The sequence below is a fragment of the Streptomyces sp. NPDC090045 genome, assembly GCF_044747975.1.
Classification (GTDB): Bacteria; Actinomycetota; Actinomycetes; order Streptomycetales; family Streptomycetaceae; genus Streptomyces.
In genome coordinates, this window is sequence record NZ_JBIVFA010000008.1 from 257,828 (window position 1) to 275,059 (window position 17,232).

17 protein-coding genes are annotated in these 17,232 nt (G+C 71.0%); 8 read left to right on the forward strand and 9 right to left on the reverse strand.

Annotation, left to right across the window (positions count from 1 at the left end; translation table 11 throughout):
• The first annotated feature begins 52 nt into the window (after positions 1-52).
• From ACIPYQ_RS22680 to ACIPYQ_RS22690, 3 genes are read left to right on the forward strand one after another with little or no spacing between them, the layout of a single operon-like run.
• Entirely contained in the window at positions 53-1,411 is a 1,359-nt protein-coding gene (locus tag ACIPYQ_RS22680) for a discoidin domain-containing protein (RefSeq protein ID WP_401253950.1), read from the forward strand.
• Positions 1,411-2,658: an MFS transporter gene (locus tag ACIPYQ_RS22685; RefSeq protein ID WP_401253952.1), complete on the forward strand. Its 1,248-nt coding sequence runs from the start codon at positions 1,411-1,413 to the stop codon at positions 2,656-2,658. Before ACIPYQ_RS22680 ends, ACIPYQ_RS22685 begins: the two co-directional genes overlap by 1 nt.
• Positions 2,652-3,641 (forward strand): TolB family protein, encoded by a 990-nt coding sequence (locus ACIPYQ_RS22690; RefSeq protein ID WP_401254264.1) that lies wholly within the window; start codon positions 2,652-2,654, stop codon positions 3,639-3,641. Before ACIPYQ_RS22685 ends, ACIPYQ_RS22690 begins: the two co-directional genes overlap by 7 nt.
• A gap of 48 nt (positions 3,642-3,689) precedes the next feature.
• Here the strand turns inward: ACIPYQ_RS22690 and ACIPYQ_RS22695 are convergent, their stop codons facing one another.
• The 4 genes from ACIPYQ_RS22695 to ACIPYQ_RS22710 all read right to left on the reverse strand — a co-directional run bounded on the left by ACIPYQ_RS22695 (position 3,690) and on the right by ACIPYQ_RS22710 (position 6,532).
• The gene (locus tag ACIPYQ_RS22695; protein WP_401253955.1) at positions 3,690-4,193 is read right to left on the reverse strand and encodes a hypothetical protein; all 504 of its coding nucleotides are present in this window, start codon (positions 4,191-4,193) and stop codon (positions 3,690-3,692) included.
• 190 nt (positions 4,194-4,383) lie between these two features.
• Positions 4,384-5,034: an ABC transporter gene (locus ACIPYQ_RS22700; RefSeq protein WP_401253958.1), complete on the reverse strand. Its 651-nt coding sequence runs from the start codon at positions 5,032-5,034 to the stop codon at positions 4,384-4,386.
• Positions 5,031-5,864: an ATP-binding cassette domain-containing protein gene (locus ACIPYQ_RS22705; protein WP_401254267.1), complete on the reverse strand. Its 834-nt coding sequence runs from the start codon at positions 5,862-5,864 to the stop codon at positions 5,031-5,033. Before ACIPYQ_RS22705 ends, ACIPYQ_RS22700 begins: the two co-directional genes overlap by 4 nt.
• Complete coding sequence (locus tag ACIPYQ_RS22710; RefSeq protein WP_401253961.1) at positions 5,861-6,532, reverse strand: AIM24 family protein; 672 nt, start codon at positions 6,530-6,532, stop codon at positions 5,861-5,863. The genes ACIPYQ_RS22705 and ACIPYQ_RS22710 overlap by 4 nt, the downstream gene beginning before the upstream one ends.
• A gap of 96 nt (positions 6,533-6,628) precedes the next feature.
• On the opposite strand from ACIPYQ_RS22710, the gene ACIPYQ_RS22715 reads away from it, so the two are divergent.
• From ACIPYQ_RS22715 to ACIPYQ_RS22730, 4 genes are read left to right on the forward strand one after another with little or no spacing between them, the layout of a single operon-like run.
• The gene (locus ACIPYQ_RS22715; RefSeq protein ID WP_401253964.1) at positions 6,629-8,074 is read left to right on the forward strand and encodes a site-specific integrase; all 1,446 of its coding nucleotides are present in this window, start codon (positions 6,629-6,631) and stop codon (positions 8,072-8,074) included.
• On the forward strand, positions 8,074-9,825 hold the full coding sequence (locus ACIPYQ_RS22720) for a hypothetical protein (RefSeq protein WP_401253967.1): 1,752 nt from the start codon (positions 8,074-8,076) through the stop codon (positions 9,823-9,825). Before ACIPYQ_RS22715 ends, ACIPYQ_RS22720 begins: the two co-directional genes overlap by 1 nt.
• On the forward strand, positions 9,822-12,020 hold the full coding sequence (locus ACIPYQ_RS22725) for a hypothetical protein (protein ID WP_401253970.1): 2,199 nt from the start codon (positions 9,822-9,824) through the stop codon (positions 12,018-12,020). Before ACIPYQ_RS22720 ends, ACIPYQ_RS22725 begins: the two co-directional genes overlap by 4 nt.
• Positions 12,020-12,502 carry a hypothetical protein gene (locus ACIPYQ_RS22730; RefSeq protein ID WP_401253972.1) on the forward strand — a complete coding sequence of 161 codons (483 nt, stop codon included), beginning with the start codon at positions 12,020-12,022 and terminating at the stop codon, positions 12,500-12,502. Before ACIPYQ_RS22725 ends, ACIPYQ_RS22730 begins: the two co-directional genes overlap by 1 nt.
• Before the next feature lie 288 nt (positions 12,503-12,790).
• On the opposite strand, the gene ACIPYQ_RS22735 is transcribed toward ACIPYQ_RS22730, so the two are convergent.
• From ACIPYQ_RS22735 to ACIPYQ_RS22755, 5 genes are all read right to left on the reverse strand, one after another.
• Positions 12,791-13,885, reverse strand: coding sequence for a protein-L-isoaspartate(D-aspartate) O-methyltransferase (locus ACIPYQ_RS22735; protein ID WP_401253975.1), 1,095 nt, complete (start codon positions 13,883-13,885; stop codon positions 12,791-12,793).
• A complete protein-coding gene (gene tgmB / locus ACIPYQ_RS22740; RefSeq protein ID WP_401253978.1) occupies positions 13,882-14,832 on the reverse strand; it encodes an ATP-grasp ribosomal peptide maturase in 951 nt (316 codons plus the stop codon). The genes ACIPYQ_RS22735 and tgmB overlap by 4 nt, the downstream gene beginning before the upstream one ends.
• Positions 14,833-14,855: 23 nt before the next feature.
• Positions 14,856-15,092 carry a hypothetical protein gene (locus tag ACIPYQ_RS22745; RefSeq protein WP_401253981.1) on the reverse strand — a complete coding sequence of 79 codons (237 nt, stop codon included), beginning with the start codon at positions 15,090-15,092 and terminating at the stop codon, positions 14,856-14,858.
• Positions 15,093-15,218: 126 nt separating this feature from the next.
• Complete coding sequence (locus ACIPYQ_RS22750; protein ID WP_401253983.1) at positions 15,219-15,398, reverse strand: hypothetical protein; 180 nt, start codon at positions 15,396-15,398, stop codon at positions 15,219-15,221.
• 44 nt (positions 15,399-15,442) lie between these two features.
• Positions 15,443-15,607, reverse strand: a complete 165-nt coding sequence (locus ACIPYQ_RS22755) for a hypothetical protein (RefSeq protein WP_401253986.1) — start codon at positions 15,605-15,607, stop codon at positions 15,443-15,445.
• Between the two features lie 163 nt (positions 15,608-15,770).
• Between ACIPYQ_RS22755 and ACIPYQ_RS22760 the strand changes: the two genes are divergently transcribed.
• Entirely contained in the window at positions 15,771-17,102 is a 1,332-nt protein-coding gene (locus ACIPYQ_RS22760) for a tetratricopeptide repeat protein (RefSeq protein ID WP_401253989.1), read from the forward strand.
• Positions 17,103-17,232 lie beyond the last annotated feature (130 nt).

The window sequence follows — 17,232 nt, forward strand, 5'->3', positions numbered from 1 at the left end:
GCTCCGCGCCAGAGTCCAGCTCTCGCCGCCCCCCAGGCCAGGGAGTCCAGGTATGCACCTGAACGCTTCCGCTCCATCCCCCACATCCCGCTCGTTCCGCAGCAGGCCCGGCGCCCTCCTCCTCGCGGGAACCGCCGTCCTCGTCCTCCTCGGCGGGCTCCTGCTCGCCTGGCCCGAACGGGCCGGGGCCGCCGCCGACCCCCTCATATCCCGCGGGAAGCCCGCCACCGCGTCCTCCGCCGAAACCTCGTCGCTCGGCGCGAAGAACGCCTTCGACGGCGACCCGGCCACCCGCTGGGCCAGCGCCGAAGGCAAGGACCCGCAGTGGATCCGGGTCGACCTCGGCGCCTCCGCCACCGTCTCGCGGGTACGGCTGCGCTGGGAGGCCGCCTACGCGAAGGCGTACCGCGTCGAGGTGTCCGCCGACGGCTCCTCCTGGACCGCGCTCGCCACCGAGGCCGCGGGCGACGGCGGCGTCGACGACTGGACCGGCCTGTCCGGCAAGGGCCGGTACCTGCGCGTCCACGGAACCGCGCGCGGCACCACGTACGGCTACTCACTGTTCGAGGCCGAGGTGTACGGCACCCTCGACGGCGGGCCGCCGCCCGGCGGCGCCTTCACCGTGGTCGCGGCCGGTGACATCGCCGCGCAGTGCACCTCCTCCGACAGCGGCTGCGCACACCCCAGGACCGCCGCGCTCGCCCGGCAGATCGACCCGAAGTTCTATCTGACGATGGGCGACAACCAGTACGACGACGCCCGGCTCTCCGACTTCCGCGCCTACTACGACAAGAGCTGGGGCGCCTTCAAGGCCAAGACCCGCCCCGTGCCGGGCAACCACGAGACCTACGACCCGGCCGGCTCCCTCGCCGGGTACAAGGCCTACTTCGGGAGCATCGCCTTCCCGCAGGGCAAGAGCTGGTACAGCTACGACGAGGGCAACTGGCACTTCATCGCCCTCGACTCCAACTCCTTCGACCAGGCCGCCCAGACCGACTGGCTCAAGGCCGATCTCGCCGCCAACACCAAGCGGTGCGTCGCCGCCTACTGGCACCACCCGCTGTTCTCCTCCGGCGGGCACGGCAACGACCCGGTCTCCAAGCCGGTCTGGAAGATCCTCTACGCCGCGAAGGCGGACCTCGTCCTGGGCGGCCACGACCACCACTACGAGCGGTTCGCCCCGCAGGACCCCGACGGCAGGGCCACCGCCGACGGGATCGTGGAGATCGTCGGCGGGATGGGCGGCGCCGAGCCCTACCCGATCGAAGAGGTCCAGCCCAACAGCCAGAAGCGCGTCAGCGGCCCCTACGGCGTGGTGAAGCTGGACTTCACCGACTCCGGCTACAGCTGGACGTACGTCGCCACCGACGGCAAGGTCAAGGACACGAGCCCGAAGTACAGCTGCCACTGATGTACCTGGCCGCCAACGGCCGCCCGGACGCGCCGCCCCGCACCCCCGGGGCCCGGCGGCGCGTCCCCGCCGCCGTCCTCGCGCTCGGCGCCGTCAGCCTGGTCACCGACATCTCCTCGGAGATGGTCACGGCGGTGCTGCCGCTCTACCTGGTCCTCGGGCTCGGCCTGTCCCCCCTCCAGTTCGGCTTTCTCGACGGCATGTTCAACGGCGCGACCGCACTCGTACGGCTGCTCGGCGGGCGTCTCGCCGACCGCGGCGGCCGGCACAAGCGCGTCGCCGGGACCGGCTACCTGCTCTCCGCGCTGTCCCGGCTCGGGCTGCTCCTCGCCGGGGGCGCCACGGGCGGGATCGCCGCCGCGCTCGCCGCCGACCGCCTCGGCAAGGGCATCCGCACCGCCCCGCGCGACGCGCTGATCTCGCTCAGCGGACCGCCGGAGGAACTCGGCCGGTCCTTCGGCGTGCACCGCGCCATGGACACCACCGGCGCCCTCCTCGGTCCGCTCGCCGCGTTCGCCGTGCTGTGGGCCACCGCCGACGCCTACGACGCGGTGTTCGCCGTCAGCTTCTGCACCGGCCTGCTCGGTGTGCTCCTGCTCGTCGTGTACGTCCCGGCCGGGCCCGGACCGGCCGTCCCTCCCCCGCGCGCCGCCCGCCCGCCGCAGCGCTCCGCCCTGCGCGACCCCGCCTTCCGCCGCGTCCTGTACGCCACGGCCCTGCTCGGCGCCACCACCATCGGCGACGCCTTCCTCTACCTGCTGCTCCTGCGCGGTCTCGACCTGCCGCCCGCCCTGTTCGCGCTGCTGCCGCTCGGCGCCGCCGCCGGCTACCTCCTGCTCGCCGTCCCTGCGGGCCGGTTCGCCGACCGGACCGGACGGCGGCCGGCCTTCCTGCTCGGGCACGGCGCCCTGCTCTGCGCGTACGCCGTGCTGCTGGCGCCCGTCTCCTGGCCGACCGCCGTCGCCGTCCTGACCCTGCTGGGGATCTTCTACGCCGGCACGGACGGCGTCCTCATGGCACTGGCCGCGCCGGCACTGCCCGCGCAGGGCCGGGCGGGCGGACTCGCGCTGCTGCAGACCGGCCAGGCCCTGGCCCGGCTGCTGGGCGCCGCGGGATTCGGAGCCGCATGGACCTTCTGGGGACCGCAGCCCGCCCTGTGGGCGGCTGCCCTCGCGCTGGCGGGGGCGCTCACGGCCGCCTCGCGCATCCTGCCCGCCGCTCCCCCGACCGCCCCGGAGGCATCGTGAACCCACCGTCCCGAGGGCTGCGCCTGGCCTTCGTCATCGCCGCGGTGCTGTTGCTGGCGGGAGGCTCGCTGGGCTACGTCCTGCACGCGCGGCACCGGGAACGGCCGCCCGGGCAGCAGGCCGACGCCTCCTTCACCCTCGCGGAACCCGGCCTCTACTTCCGGGACTCGGCCGGCGGACGGGTGGCGCGCCAGGGCGGCCCGGGCCTGCCGCGGGTGACGGGCGGACCGTCCTGCGACCGCTTCCACGCCGCCGGTGAGCACGCCCTGTGCCTGCGCAAGCTGCCCGGCATCCCGGCCCGCACCGACGCCCTCGTACTCGACCGGCGGCTGCGCGAGATCCGCCGGGTGACCGTGCCCGGCATCCCCAACCGGGCCCGCGTCTCCGCCTCGGGGCAGCTCCTGTCCTGGACCACCTTCACGACCGGCGACTCCTACGCCACCACCGCGTTCTCCACCCGGACGGCGATCCTGGACCTGCGCACCGGCTATCTGATCAAGTCCATCGAGCAGATCCCGCTGACCCTCGGCGGGGCCCGCCACCACGACTCCGACGTCAACTACTGGGGCGTCACCTTCGCCGCCGACGACAACCGCTTCTACGCCACCGTCTCCACCCGGGGCGCCACCCACCTCGTCGAGGGCGACCTGCACGCCTGGTCGGCGAAGGCACTGCGCGACAACGCCGAATGCCCGTCGCTGTCACCGGACGGCACCCGCGTCGCCTTCAAGAAGAAGGTCTCCGACGACCCCCGGTCGCCCTGGCGGCTGTACGTACTCGACCTCGCGACGATGGGCGAGCACCCGGCGGCCGAACCCCGCAGCGTCGACGACCAGGCCGCCTGGCTGGACGACTCCACCCTCGCCTACGCCCTGCCGGGACAGGACGGCCGCGCGAGCGACATCTGGTCGGCCCGGGCGGACGGCACGGGCGAGCCCCACCTGCTCGTCCCGGGCGGTTCGTCACCCGCCGACATGGACTGAGGGGTGCCCTGCCGCCTGTCGGCAGGACACCCCTCGGAGAGTTCTGCCCTACCTCATGACGGGGGTGTTCGGGAGGAGCGAGAACCCGTCGCCGCACGCTCCCACGATGTTCGACGGCGAGAAAGGCGTCGAGGTGTCGAGGGTACATACGGCCTGGTGCTGTGCCCCGTCCTGGGTCAGCAGCGTGATGTAGAGGGCACCCGGGCTGTTCTCGACGACCGAGGCCGCGGTGCCGATGACGCACTTCGGCGCGTAGGCAAGAGCACCGAGGTTGATCCACACGCCCGGGCTCCGGCTGTCGTTGAGGAACGAGTGTCCCTTCGCGTCGCTCGCGACACGGAAGATCACGCCCTCCGGGAAGTTCTCGTAGTCCGCAGCGGCGGAGCTGACGTCGCGGGCGCCGCACTTCTTGCCGTCCGCCATGGAACTGCTGGGATCCGCAGTGTTCCCCGGGCCGTCGTCGGCGATCGCGGACGGGACCATGAGCGCCCCGAGCAGTACCGCTCCCGATACGACCGACATGCCCCGCGCGGCCCAAGCCAGCTTCTTCATGTGCTTCCTTTCCTGGAGGGAGGCCCTCCGCTGCACGCGGAGTGGCCGTTCTACGGGAACGGGCATCCCCGCACCCACCGGGAAGGTCACTGAAAGTCATGGATCGTCACCCTTTGAAACGGAGAGAGGCCTCGAATGGCGGCGACCGGGCGCCCATCTGCCCGGCGGGAAGGCACCAGGAGGGCCCGTTCTAGGCGCTCCGCGCGGCGGCGCGGCAGGCCGCCGCGCCCGCCGTGGTCGCCAGGAACAGTGCCCCCGCTAGGGCTGTGAACGGCAGCGGTACGGCGCCCGAGCGCGCCCCCGTGGCCAGGGCGGACACCGCGCCGTGGGCCGGGGAGGGCGCGAGGACCAGGGCCAGCAGGGAGCCGAGGGCCGCGGCCAGGACCCCGTAGCCGCGGCGCCGTACCAGCGGCCTGTTGCACAGCGCTCCCACGGCGGCGCCGGTCAGCGCGCACACCGCCACCGCCAAGCCGCCCGCGAGGGCGGTCCGGGCGGGGTCGAGCCCGCCCGGGTCGCCGAGCAGCAGCGCCACGGCCGCGCCCGCCGCGCCGGTGAGCAGCGCCCCGGCGAGGGCGGTGAGCAGGGCCGCCGCGTGCACCCGTACCGGACCGGCCGCGGCGGCCGCGACCTCGCGGGCTGCGGCGGGCTCGCCGGTGACGCAGATCCGGACCAGCCAGGCCGTCAGCGGGACCAGGCCGGCGGCCGCGTAGCCGAGGGAGTCCGGCACCGGGTCGCCCGGCCGGATCCCGACGGCCACGAAGGCGGCGTACAGGGCGAAGGGCGCGAGCCACCGCTGGGAGCGCAGCAGCAGGGCGCACTGGTAGCGGAGCAGTGCGGTCACGGCAGTTCCTCCACGGCGCGGACGTGCCAGGGCGGCCGGGCGGTGAGCAGGACGCGCAGGACGTCGTCGGAGCGGGCGGGGTCCACGGTCAGCACCACGGCGCCGTCGGGGCCGGGGCGCCCGTCGAGACCCGGCGGCAGCGGGCCGCCGGGCGGTCCGGCGGCGCGGATCCGTACGCGGGACCCCGCCGTCCCGGACCCGGGAACGGGGACGCACACGGGAACGGGAACCAGCGCGGCCCCCTCGACCCGGTAGTGCGCGTCGGGTGCGCCCGCGAGCCGCCGGGGATCGTGGTCGACGAACACCACGGCGGCTCCGGCGGCGGTGCGTTCGGCGACGGCGAGGTCCAGCTCGGCGCGGGCCGCGGTGTCCAGCCCGGTCCAGGCCTCGTCGAGGACGAGCAACTCCGGTTCGGCGATCAGGGCCTGGGCGACGGCCACCTTCTGGCTGGTCCCCTTGGACAGCTCGGCCATCGGGGTGCGGGCGTACCCGGCGGCCCCGAACCGCTCCAGCCAGTGCGCCGCCCGCCGGGCCGCCCCGGCCCGCCCGAGCCCGTGCACCCGGCCCAGATGGGTCAGGTACGACGCGGCCGTGAGCGGCAGCGCCGCCGGGAAGCGCTCGGGCACGTAGGCGGTGCGGCGCGGGCGGCCGTCGACGCGCCCCTCGGTCGGGGTCTCGATCCCGGCGACGAGCCGCAGCAGGGTGGACTTGCCGCCGCCGTTGCCGCCTTCGATCCGGACCAGCGTGCCGGGCGGCAGCTCCAGCGAGACCCCGCGCAGCACCCAGGGCCGGCGCGGCCCGTAACGGCGGCCCACGCCGGTGAGGTTCAGTGCGCCACCGTCTCGGTGACCTCGCTCGGGCGGACGATGACGAAGCCCTCGCCGCTCAGCTTCAGCTGGACGGCCTCGCCGGAGCCGCCGCGGATCATCGAGCCGACCGACTGGGAGCGGTGCAGGCCGGTCTCCAGCTGGGCGCTCCAGCCGACCACCGCGTCCGTGTCGACGTAGACCGGGGCCTGGGCGGTGACCGGGATGATGATCGGGTTGCCGTCGCACATCACGGCGAGCTTGCCGGTGCCGGTGAAGACGCTGTTGAAGAGTCCGCCGCCGGTCATGCCGGCGCCCTTCACCATCTTGATCTCGTAGGACAGGGTGGGGTCGAAGCAGAGCACGTTGCGGCCGTTGACGGTGAGGGCGTCGCCCGGCTCGAAGTCGATGATGAAGCAGTTGGCCGCCTGGTGGGCGAACCAGGCCTCGCCCTGGCCCCGTACGGACATGAGCGCCAGGCCCTCGCCCGTCACGGCGCGCTTGAGCATGCCACCTATGCCCTGGCCCTTGCGCTCGAACTGGAGGTTGCCGCGGTAGGCGACCATCGAGCCCTGACGGGCCAGCATTTCACCGTTGACGTTGTACTTGACGGACTTGGCGTTCTGCAGGCTCATGCCAGGGGTGACGGCGGCCTGGGCCAGGTTCTCGGACGCGAAAAGATCACTTATCACTGCGCTTTAGTCCTGTCTCTTTAGACGGCTGGGGAGGAGTGCAACTACCTTTCTATCCACCCTACTTGAGCGCGTCTCAATGCCTATGGTGTGGACATGCTGCTCACCTACTTCACCCCGGACGGGTGGGAGTCCTGGGACCTGGACCGGAAGCCCCTGATCCGCCAGGACATGCCGGTCCTGATTGATGACGACCTTCGGTTCGAGGACGAACACGGCCCCCGCCCCACCGTCGCGGTGAACGCCTGGCTCCGCGAACTCCCCATCAGCGGGGTGCCGGCCGCGAAGTCCTGGCGCGCATACGCGCAGGCCATGCGGTCATGGCTGGCGTTCCTGGCCTCCCGCTCCATGCACCCCTTCGCAGAGCGCGAAGACCTGCGGGCCGCACTGGGCGCCTTCGCGGAGTACCGGCTGGCCGGACCCGTCGAAGCCCGATGGGACGGCGCCACCTGGAACCACCGCGTCAACGTGATGTCCCGCTTCTACTCCTGGGCCGTCGACAACGGCCACTGCACGAAGGTCCCGTTCACGTACGCCATGGGCACCCGCTACAGCAGGGAGGCCGGCGCGATGGAGGTACGCCGCAACACCGCCACCGTCCGCCGCGCGAAGCCCCACGTGAAAATGAAGTACCTGGAGCCGGAATTCCGGGACACCTTCCTCCGGGCCCTGGCCGGGCTGGACCCCGACGGCGCCCCGGACGACTCCTTCCGCGGCCGGGAGCTGGCCCGCAACGGCGCCATGGGCGGCCTGGTCACCGCAACCGGACTCCGCGCCCAGGAGTTCACCTACCTGCTGACCTACGAACTCCCCGCGCTGCCAGCACGGCGGACACCAGTCCCGGTCTGGTTCCCACTTGCCGAATCCACGACCAAAGGACAGAAGGCCCGCGCCACCTGGACCAGCCACAGGGCCCTGGCCGACGTCCACCAGTACGTAGAACTAGACCGGGACGCCGCCGTAACCCGCGGCCCCTACCGGCCCCCGGCCCGCCTCGGGCCGCCGCTGATCATCGAAGCACCCGACCACGAAGGCGCCCACATCAACGGCCACCGCACCCCGTGGCGCCACCTATCCCCGGCCGAACGCCTCCGGCTGGTTAACCCCGACGGCACGTCCCCAATGGTCGCCGTGCAGTCCACCGGCCAGCCCTTCGAGGACTGGGGCACGGTCTTCCGGCGCACCTCTCAGCGCATCCGGGAACGGTACGAACCCCGCTTCCCACCCAAGATGTCTCCGCACGTGCTCCGGCACACCTTCGCCATGGACACCCTGGAGGCCCTGGTCAAGGGCTACTACCAGCGGGCCGCCGCGCTGATCACCGACACCGGCGGGGACGGTGGCCTGGCCCTCTACCTGACCAAGACGGACCCGCTGATGATCCTTCGGGATCTCCTCGGACACTCCTCCGTCACGACCACGGAAATCTACCTCCGACGCCTGGACGTCCAGCGGATCTACCGCGACGCCTACACCAGCGCCCGCCACGACGATGACGACGCCGAGGCAGAGGCCGCCGCCGAGTTCGGAGAGGACATCTGATGCCAGCTCACGTCCGCCACGACCCGCTACGGGTCGAATTCGTATTCCCGGACGGGTCCCGGTACACGGCCCTGTTCGACGCGACCGCGAACCACCGGCTAGCCGCCGAGCTGGCGGCCGGGTTTCCGGAGCTGGTCCACCCCCACGGGGTGATCGGCACCCGTGGAACGGCGGTCCACTACGCGTCAGCCCTGCGGGTTCTGGTCCGCTGGCTGGCCTTCCAGGGCTTCACAGGCGGCCTGGCGGACCTGACGCGTCCGCTCCTGCTGCGGTACTGGCTGGAGATCAGCGCGGCCCGGGCGGACCTGTCCCGCACCGTGCTGCGAGCCGCCCACCAGGCCAGCGGATCTCTGGCCCCGGACGTCGTCCCCTACCTGGACGGGCGTCCCCTGAAGGCGCGACCGCGGTCAAGGCCGCACCAGCCGTATACCGAGGGCGAGTGGCAGCGGATCACCGACGCTCTTCGTCAGGCCGTCCGAGAGACCTGGGACGACCACCGCCGTGCCGTGGCCGACGCCGCCGAAGGCGAGGATCCCCGCGTGGGAGGACTCACCCGAACAAACATCGCCTGGACACTCGTACAGCACGGACCCATGTCCACGCTGGCCTTCGCCTCCCACGTCGGGTCCACCCACTACTGGGTGGAGAAGACGGAGCTGACAGCGATCCGTGAAGCGCTCTACCCATCGGCGGCCACAGCTACCGCATACCGCCTTCTCCTCGGCGTATACAGCGGAGTCGTCCCCGACGGAGTCGCAGGTCTCGGTATCGGTGACGTGACCTGGTCCGGAGACTCCGCCGTCCTACTCGGCTACATCAAGGGCCGGAGCGGTCCGGAGTCGGTCACGCTCACCGGCCGCCCGGTCCGGCTGATCGAACGATGGCTGAACCACTCGTCACTCCTGCGCCGGCACGCAAAGCCCGACACCCGCGACGAACTATGGCTCCGATCCCGCGTTCCCAGCGTGAAAGGTGAATCGAACGGATACGGCTACGTCATCAGCGGTCCCAACAGCTCCAAGACCAACATGCGCGCCAGCAGCACCGGGCTGACGGACCGCATGGCGCTGGTCGATGACGCCGGAGCCCCGTTGCGGCTCCACTCAGGACGGATTCGCACTACCTACCTGAACACTCTCAGCCGCAAGGGCTGGATGGGAAACACGGCGATCGACCCGAACCACAGCACAGCCGTGGAGGGAGACCGCTACCTGACCGCGCAGACCCCCGCCCAGCGGGACGCGGTCGAAACGATCATCGAAGAGAGCCAGGCAGACATCCTCCGCCGGGCCCTCCCGCCCGTTGTTCTCTCCCAGGAAGCCGCCGCCCGCGCCGCGGCCGACCTCCCCGCGGCGGCGGGCCGCCTCGGCGTCACCGACGGTGCCCTGGCCGAGCTACTGGGCGGCGAACGTGATGTGTTCACCGCGTCGTGCCGCGACCCTCTGTCCGGAATCCAAGGGGGGCCCGCCGGGAAGCCCTGCCCGGCACGGCCATGGGTGTGTCTACTGTGCCCGCTGGCCGTGTTCCTGCCCCGGCACGCAACAAACCTCCTGCGGCTCCGCGCGTACTTCGCACGCCAGCAACGGCAGCTGACCATTTCCGAGTTCATCGCCGTGTTCGGCCCGTACGCCGACCGCCTGGACCGGGAAATCCTGCCCGCGTTCCCGGCCGCCGCGCTGGAGGCCGCGGCGGCCGGCGTAGCCGACACCGACGTCGAGATTCCCGTACGACCCGAGGAGACAACCGTATGACGACGCCCAGCGCTCGGGCGGCCTCCAGCCGCCAGTCCCCATTCGCGGGCCTGGACGTCTGCCAGGTTGCAAGGCTGGAACTGTCCCCCGGGGCTCACGGGCCCCGGTTCGATGACGACCTGTGGGACTTGACGGGGCTGGCCCTGGCCCCGAAGTCCATGGGGTCCTATCACCTGCGGTGGGACTTCGCCCGCATCGTGAACCCAACGTGGAGGCTGGTCGCGAAAGAGATGATCACGGCCCTCCTCGCCCCGCACGACGAACGGGTGGCGCTACTGCCGCACGCCTTCCGTACGCCGAAGTCGGTCGGGTCCATGTACGACATGATCCGGCACCTGGCCAACTGGCTGAACTGGCTGACAACCGAAGGCGTCACCACCCTGGCCACCGTGGACCAGGACCACTGTGATCGATACCTGGCCCTGGCATCGCGCCGACTCAGGGGCGACGGAACGGTAAAGCCCACAACCCTGGTAGGCCGGATCACACCCGTCCAGAACCTGGCGCTGTACGGAGAGCTGTACACCCAGGACGCATACGCGCCCGGCTTCCTGCCCTGGGGCGGCCGGGCAACATCCGAAATCGCTGGATGTCAGCCAAGGGACGGGAACCTAGTGGGCCCGGTTCCCGACCACGTGTTCCAGCCGATGATGGCGGCCGCCCTGTGGATGGTCGAAACCCTCGGCCCGCATGTGGCAGAAGAGATCGAACGCGAACAGGCCCGCGCCGTCCCCATCTCCGGCATCCCGTACAAGCAGGCCTTGACCGACCGCCAGAAGCGACGGTTCCAGGCCCACATCCGGGCGTGCGTACGCGACGGCGTACCGCTGCCCCGGCTGGCAGACCGGGACATCACACAGCGCGTGATGTCAGGCGGGTGGTCGTCTTCGGATCCTCTACTCGAAGTCCACACGGACCAGTTGCTCCGGGACGGCGCAGGTAACAGATCTATGCACCCGCACAACCTGGAGATTCTCCGACCCCTCATGGAAGACGCCGTAGCCAAAGTCGGTGTCGTTGCCGTCAACGGCCGTGACGCTGCCGCAATCCAGCGCGCTGACGACACCGGACTGGTTCCGTGGACGCTCCCGCTCGACCACTGGGCACTCCACCGGCTGGCCAGCATCGTGCAAGGGGCGTGCATGGTGGTTACGGCCGCAGTCAGCGGGATGCGCGCCAGTGAGCTGGCCGAGCTGACCGAGGATTCCTGTCTCCCACCCACCTCCGCCTACAGCGGAGCCATGCGCTACCGGCTGGCGTCGCAACTGATCAAGAGTCAAGAGCTGGGCGGTGTACCGGAGGAGTGGGTCGTGGTCGAAGAAGCCTGGAGGGCCGTCGGCCTGGCCGCGCGGATCGCCCGGCGTAGCGGTGCACTGCACGGCGCCGTGTTCGGAATGAAGACACTCGCCACAGCCGACGTCTACACCCGTTTCCGCGACTGGGTGAACGGGCCCGAAGGGATCCGCCTCGGCCTAGCACAGATCCCAGACGGCCCCGTGAACGCGCGGAAGCTACGCCGGACCCTGGCCTTCGCTCTGGCTTACAGGCCCGGCGGCTTGATCGCCGCGAAGATCCACCTAAAACACGTACACGTCGCCACCACCGAGGGTTACGCGCACCGGCCCGGCGGCGCCCAGGGGTATTTCCTGGCAGAAGTGGGCGAGGAGGAGGCGAACCACCACCTGGAGCTGACCGCCGCCGCGTTCCGGGAGTTCCAGGCTGGCAACATGCCGTCCGGACCCGGGGCCCGAGACGTGATCGCCTCCTTCCGGCAGGTGGACAACGCCCTGGGCGGCCACCAGGCCGGGGAGCCCAAGGTGATGGGGTCGGACCGCCAACTGGTCAACCTCCTGCGGGACCAGGCCCAGTACCTCCACGTCGGCGCCGCGAACTACTGCTGGTTCAAGGACCCCGCGAAGGCCCTGTGCCTGAAAATCGCGGGGGCCCCAGTAACCGCCGACTCCCAGCCGATGGCCGGCATGTGCGACTCGGCCCGGTGCCCGCAGGCCACCCACCACCCGTGCCACCGGCCGGTGTGGGCGGAGAACGCGGAGCGGGCGAAGACCTTCCTGGGCACCATCCCACGCGGCCACACGGCCGCCCGCGAGCGCGTACGCGCCGACCTGGCCCGCACCGTGCGGGTCTTGGATGAGATCGACGCCGCAGCCGGTACCGGCCCGGACAGGGGGCAGTGATGGCACGCATCAGCGACGAGGCGAAGCAGCACAACGAGAGAGCGATTCGCGCGGTCATGGACCGGCTGTTGCGCGGGGAACTTCCACCCGGTGGCCGATGCGACCTGCGGACCCTGGCCGCCGAGGCCGGCGTGACCCGCACCGGGTTCTACCCGAAGAAGGACCGGGCCGGAAACGAACGGCCCGGCCCGTACCAGCACCTGGCCGAGGAGTTCGAGCGGCGCCGCCAGGCCCTGGTGGATGCCGGGGACGTCATCGACCCGCGGGACGCCCAGTTGGAGCGGTTGAAGGCGGAGAACGCCAGTCTCCGGGAGCGGCTGGCCGCGCGGAACGAGACGATCAACGAATTGACCGAGTTCCGTACGCGGGCGGTGTCGCAGCTGGCCGCCCAGCACGCCGAGATTGAGAGGCTGAGGAGAGCCCTGAACGGGGCCCAGAACGTCCGCGTACTGTCGCATGGCTCCCAAACCGGGCACGCGTAACTGGAGAGGCATACGACCCTCCAAGGTCACGCAGAAGGCCCCCACCCGTGTCGGGGTGGGGGCCCTTCGCGTACCCGGGCAGTCAGGCGCCGCTGTTCCCCTGGGCGAGGATCTCCCGGACGCGGGCGCCAGCCTGCGGGTACTTCACCGCGGTGCGGGCCGCGTGGGCGCGGCCGCGCTGGACCGACGTCCACAGGCGGGCCCGACGCTGCGGCGGAAGGTCAGGGCGGAAAGTCAGCCGGGGCCGGGGTGGGGGTCATCAGGGTCTCCTTCTCTCAGGGCCAGCGGTCACATGGCGGATGGAATGACGGCCTCGGGGGTGTCCACCCAGAGAGTCTGGCCGTCGGTGGTGATGGTGAGGCCGAACCGGTCGTGGCCGGGGCCGTTGTGCTCCTCCCACACCTGGTGGGCGCCCTCGGTGAGGTCCCAGAGGTTGCGGGGACCGGCCTGGTGGGCGGTGCCCGCGGTGACGCGGGCCCAGGAGCCGTCGGCGGTCCAGATCCGGCACCCGGTGACGGTACCGGCGGCGTCCAGCTCCGAGGAAAGGGCAACGCCGGGGAGCGTCAGGGACAGCAGGAACGGGAACCCGTCCCTCCCGAATAGGGCGGCTGGGTCCAAGCTGGTCGGACGGGTCACCGGGTTGTCCTCGGCGGCGTGCGGGTAATCGGCCGCCCCGGTGGTATCGGCTTCCCGTACGGCCATGAAGTACGACGGTTCCGGCAGGAACTGGCCCTCCGCCCGCTTGCCGGTGTCGTCCACGACCAGGCGGGCGTTCCCGGACCCGACAGGGCAGACGATGACACCGCCGGGCCGCATCTGCTCCACCCACGTGAACGGCACCGTGGCGAAGCCGCACGTCGCAATCAGCCTGTCGTACGGGGCCCGGTCCCAGAAGCCAGCCCGGCCGTCCCCTGTAATGACCAAGGGGTGGTATCCGGCCTCGGCCAGCCGCCGCCGTGCATCCCCGGCCAGGCCAGGGTCCACTTCGATGGTGGTCACGTGATCGGCGCCGGCCAGCTCGCACAGAATGGCGGCGTTGTAGCCGGTGGCGGTGGCCACCTCTAGGACCCGGTGATGGGGTCGAACGCCCAGGGCTTGGAGCATAGGGAGCATGAGCCCAGGCGCGGTGGACGACGACGTGACCACCCCGTCCGTGAACTGGGTGGCCAGGACGTCGTCCGAGTAGACCCGGGTCAGGTAGTCAGGGCCGTCCGGCCCGACCAACTGGCCGGGGCCGGCCCAAAACGCCGGCACCAGGAGATGTCGCGGGACGGCCTCCAGGGCTCGGCGTAGGACGGGATCGGATAAGGCCCCCTTGGCCTCCAGGGTGTCGGCCAGCTGGACCCGCAGCTGACGCGCGTAGGGAGGATCGAGCACGGTCATGGGGTACCTCCGGCGAGGAGTTCGGCCAGGGCGGCGGAGATGGGCAGTCCGGTCCGGGTCTCTATGAAATGCCACTCGCCGGACGGATTGCATTCGAACATCACCCATTCCCCTTCGGGGGTTACGGCGAAGTCGAACGCGCCGTAGTTCAGGCTGAAGTGGTCCAGCCAAGCCAGGACTCCGTCCCGGACGGGGCCGGGCACGGTGCACGGCTTGTACGACAGGGCGTCGTAATCGCTGCGCCAGTCCACCCTGGAGGCTTCGCTCCCGGCGTGGATCTCCGCCGCGAACAACTCCCGCCCCACGACGGTCAACCGGACTTCATACGCCTTCGGGATCCACTCCTGGAACAGGTGAGCGGTCAGGGCCACAGAGTCGTCCAGAGCAGCCGGGTCGATCAGATGGGTGGGGACGCCCTGGCGGCGGCCGTCACCGTAGTGGAGCGGGCCGCCCATCAGCGGTTTGCAGATCACCGGCCCTTCGATGCTCGCCGCGAACGCGCGGGCATCCTCGGGAACGTTCGTGATCATGGACCGGGGGGTGGCCAGCCCACACGCCACGGCCACCGGGAGCTGAACCGGCTTGTGGGAGGCGATCTTGTCGACCTCGGGCCGGTTCACCCACAGCACCGGGAGCGCGTACAGGGTGCCCAGGAGGCCGGCCAGGGCCTGCTCCGCCGCCCAGCTGTGATGGGGTTCGGTGATGACGTCGGTGATGGAGGGGAGGCGGGGCCGCCGGTAGTAGACGGCCCTCACCCCCTCCAGCCGCACAGAGCGCAGGTCATCGGCCAGGAGGCCGGACCACGGGCCGGTGGTGTGCTCCGCGGTGAGCGTCATCCGCTGCGGAAAGTCGCCCATGTCGAAGCGCATCACCGGCACCTGGCGGCTGACCAGTTCGTCCACCACCAGGTCGGCCGCCGGGTCCATCTCCTTTGAGACGACCAACACCGCGCCTCTGTTGAGAAGCTGGGTCACTGCATCACGTACGGGTCGGTGGTGTCGTCGTTGGTACTGTCCCAGTTGGTGTTGGTGCAGGACGCGGCCATGGGCCGATGGGCCAGCAGATCGCCGGACCCGTCGGTCAGGACGTTGACCTGGCGGACGCGGTCGAACGCGAAGGTGGAGCCGTCCAGGTCGATGGTGTAGGGCTCACGCTCGGCGCGGGCCCCGAACGGGATGGCCTTCGGAAGTTCCAGGGTGTCGTTCACGTGGTGCTCCTTCGGTCGGCCCCGAGATGTCGGGGCGGGGTTTGGTGTGCTGGCCCTGCGGGCCGGGGCACAGCCCCGGCGTGGGGTGGATCGGGGCTGTGCGCCGCCCCGCAGGGCCGAGGGGGTCTACAGCGGGGCTCGGTCTCCGCACCGGCACGAATGGCCGTCGGGGTCGTCGTCGTTGGGGAGGTCGGGGCGGGCGGCCACGGGCTGGTCCCCGTGGGCGAAGGCCGCGGTGGCGGACTCGCCGGACTGGGCCATCAGGACGCCGGCGGCGACGTGGCTGACGGCCCATACCACCGCCATGACCGTGCAGACCCGGTCCCGGGACCGGCCTCGACGGCGGCTCGTCACGGCACGTCCGGTGCGTCGGCGAGTCGGTCGTGCTGGACGTCTTCGGCGGGCGCCTCCAGGCGCTCCAGGAAACGCTCAAAGCCGACCGCGGCCCGGTCCGCCAGGTCGTCGCTGGGGTCGGGTGAATCTGCGGAAGGGGGCGGGAACTCCTGGTCGGACACGACGTCTCCCCTCGAATGCTTCGACGTGGTCCCGCCCAAGGCCACGGATGCGGACCACTCACAGCCCCGGGCGGGTGATGAACAGTCAACTGCCGTGCACACAGCGTGCGTATGGTGGTGACGGCTCCGGACCGTGAAAGCCGTGAAAATGCGGGAGACGACCATGGCAGCAGGGACACCGAACACCGCGTTAGCAGCGCTTTTCGAAGAGACCGGCTGGACCCGTGGCCAGCTCATCCGGGCCGTTGCCCGGGTGGGTGCCGAGGTCGGCATCCCGTTCCAGTACGACGAATCGGCGGTCCCGAAGTGGATCGCGGGAAGCCTGCCACGGCCAGCAGTTCGCCCGCTGGTCCTGGAAGCCCTGTCCCGCAGGCTGGGCCGCCCGGTCACGCCATACGCAGCGGGGTTCAGTCAAGCGCCCGAGATTTCCCGCCAATCGCCGGATACCGTGGCGGGGTTGGTCGACCTCGGGAGCGCAGACATGGACCCATCACGCAGAAGTGTCCTCGGCGCCGGCTTCTTCTCGGCCGCCGCTGCCATCCCGGGCTGGCCGGACGTCCGCGACCGTCTCGAGCGCGTCCAGGCAGACCCGCACACCCGCATCGGTCGAGCCGAGGTAGATGCCATCGCAGCCATGATCGAACACATAAGCGACCTTGATGACAAATTCGGCGGCCGGATGGCCCGTCCCATGGCTGCCGCGTTCCTGGTCAACACCATCGTGCCTGCGCTGAAAGCCACCGCGACCGACGACGTGAAGAACGCGATGCGGTCGGCGGCGGCTGATCACTGCTACCTCACTGGTTACATGGCGATGGACGAACGCCAGGACGGCCTGGCTCAGCGCTACTACGGCAAGGCGCTGGAACTGGCCGGCACCGCCGGGGACCACCTGACCTACTGCACCACCCTGCGGGGGATGAGCGTCCAGGCGGTCGACCTCGGCCATGGCCCCCTGGCGATCCGTCTGGCAGACGCGGCAGCCTCGGCGTCACCGCAGGCCGGGCCTCGGATGCTGGCCTTCCTCACGGGTCAGCAGGCCCATGCGGCGGCCCAAACCGGGGACCGTGCAACCGCCCTCTTGCGGATCAAAGAGGCCGAGACCGCCATGGAAAAGGCAGAGTCCCGGGCGAAGGCGTTCGGGTCGTACGACCCCTCCGCACTGGCGTACCACACGGGCCAGGTTCGCTACGAGCTGGGCGACGTCGCCGGCTCGATCGCATCCATGGAGCTGGCCGACCGCTTGCGGGAGCCGGTCTACCGCCGGACCCGAGTCCGGTACAACTCCATGATCGCGGAGCGGAAGCTTTCCGTGGGTCGCCTGGAGGAGGCGTGCGTGGACTGGGGCCGAGTCCTGGACGACTACCCGCACGTTCAGTCAGGCCGCTGCGACGACCGCGTACGAATCATGCTTGCCTCCCTCCGGCCTCACCTCGGCAACCCCTACGCCCGGGAGGTGTACGAGCGCGGGCGCCCGATGCTGCGGACCGCCTGAGTCCAGCCGGGGCGCCGGGCACCGGCCGTTCGCGGAAGGGGGACCCCGAACTCCTTTTCGCATCCCAGGTTGCAAACTCCGCTGGCAACGCCCCTCCCGAACATTTCAAGAGGGCAGTGCCTGCTACCGA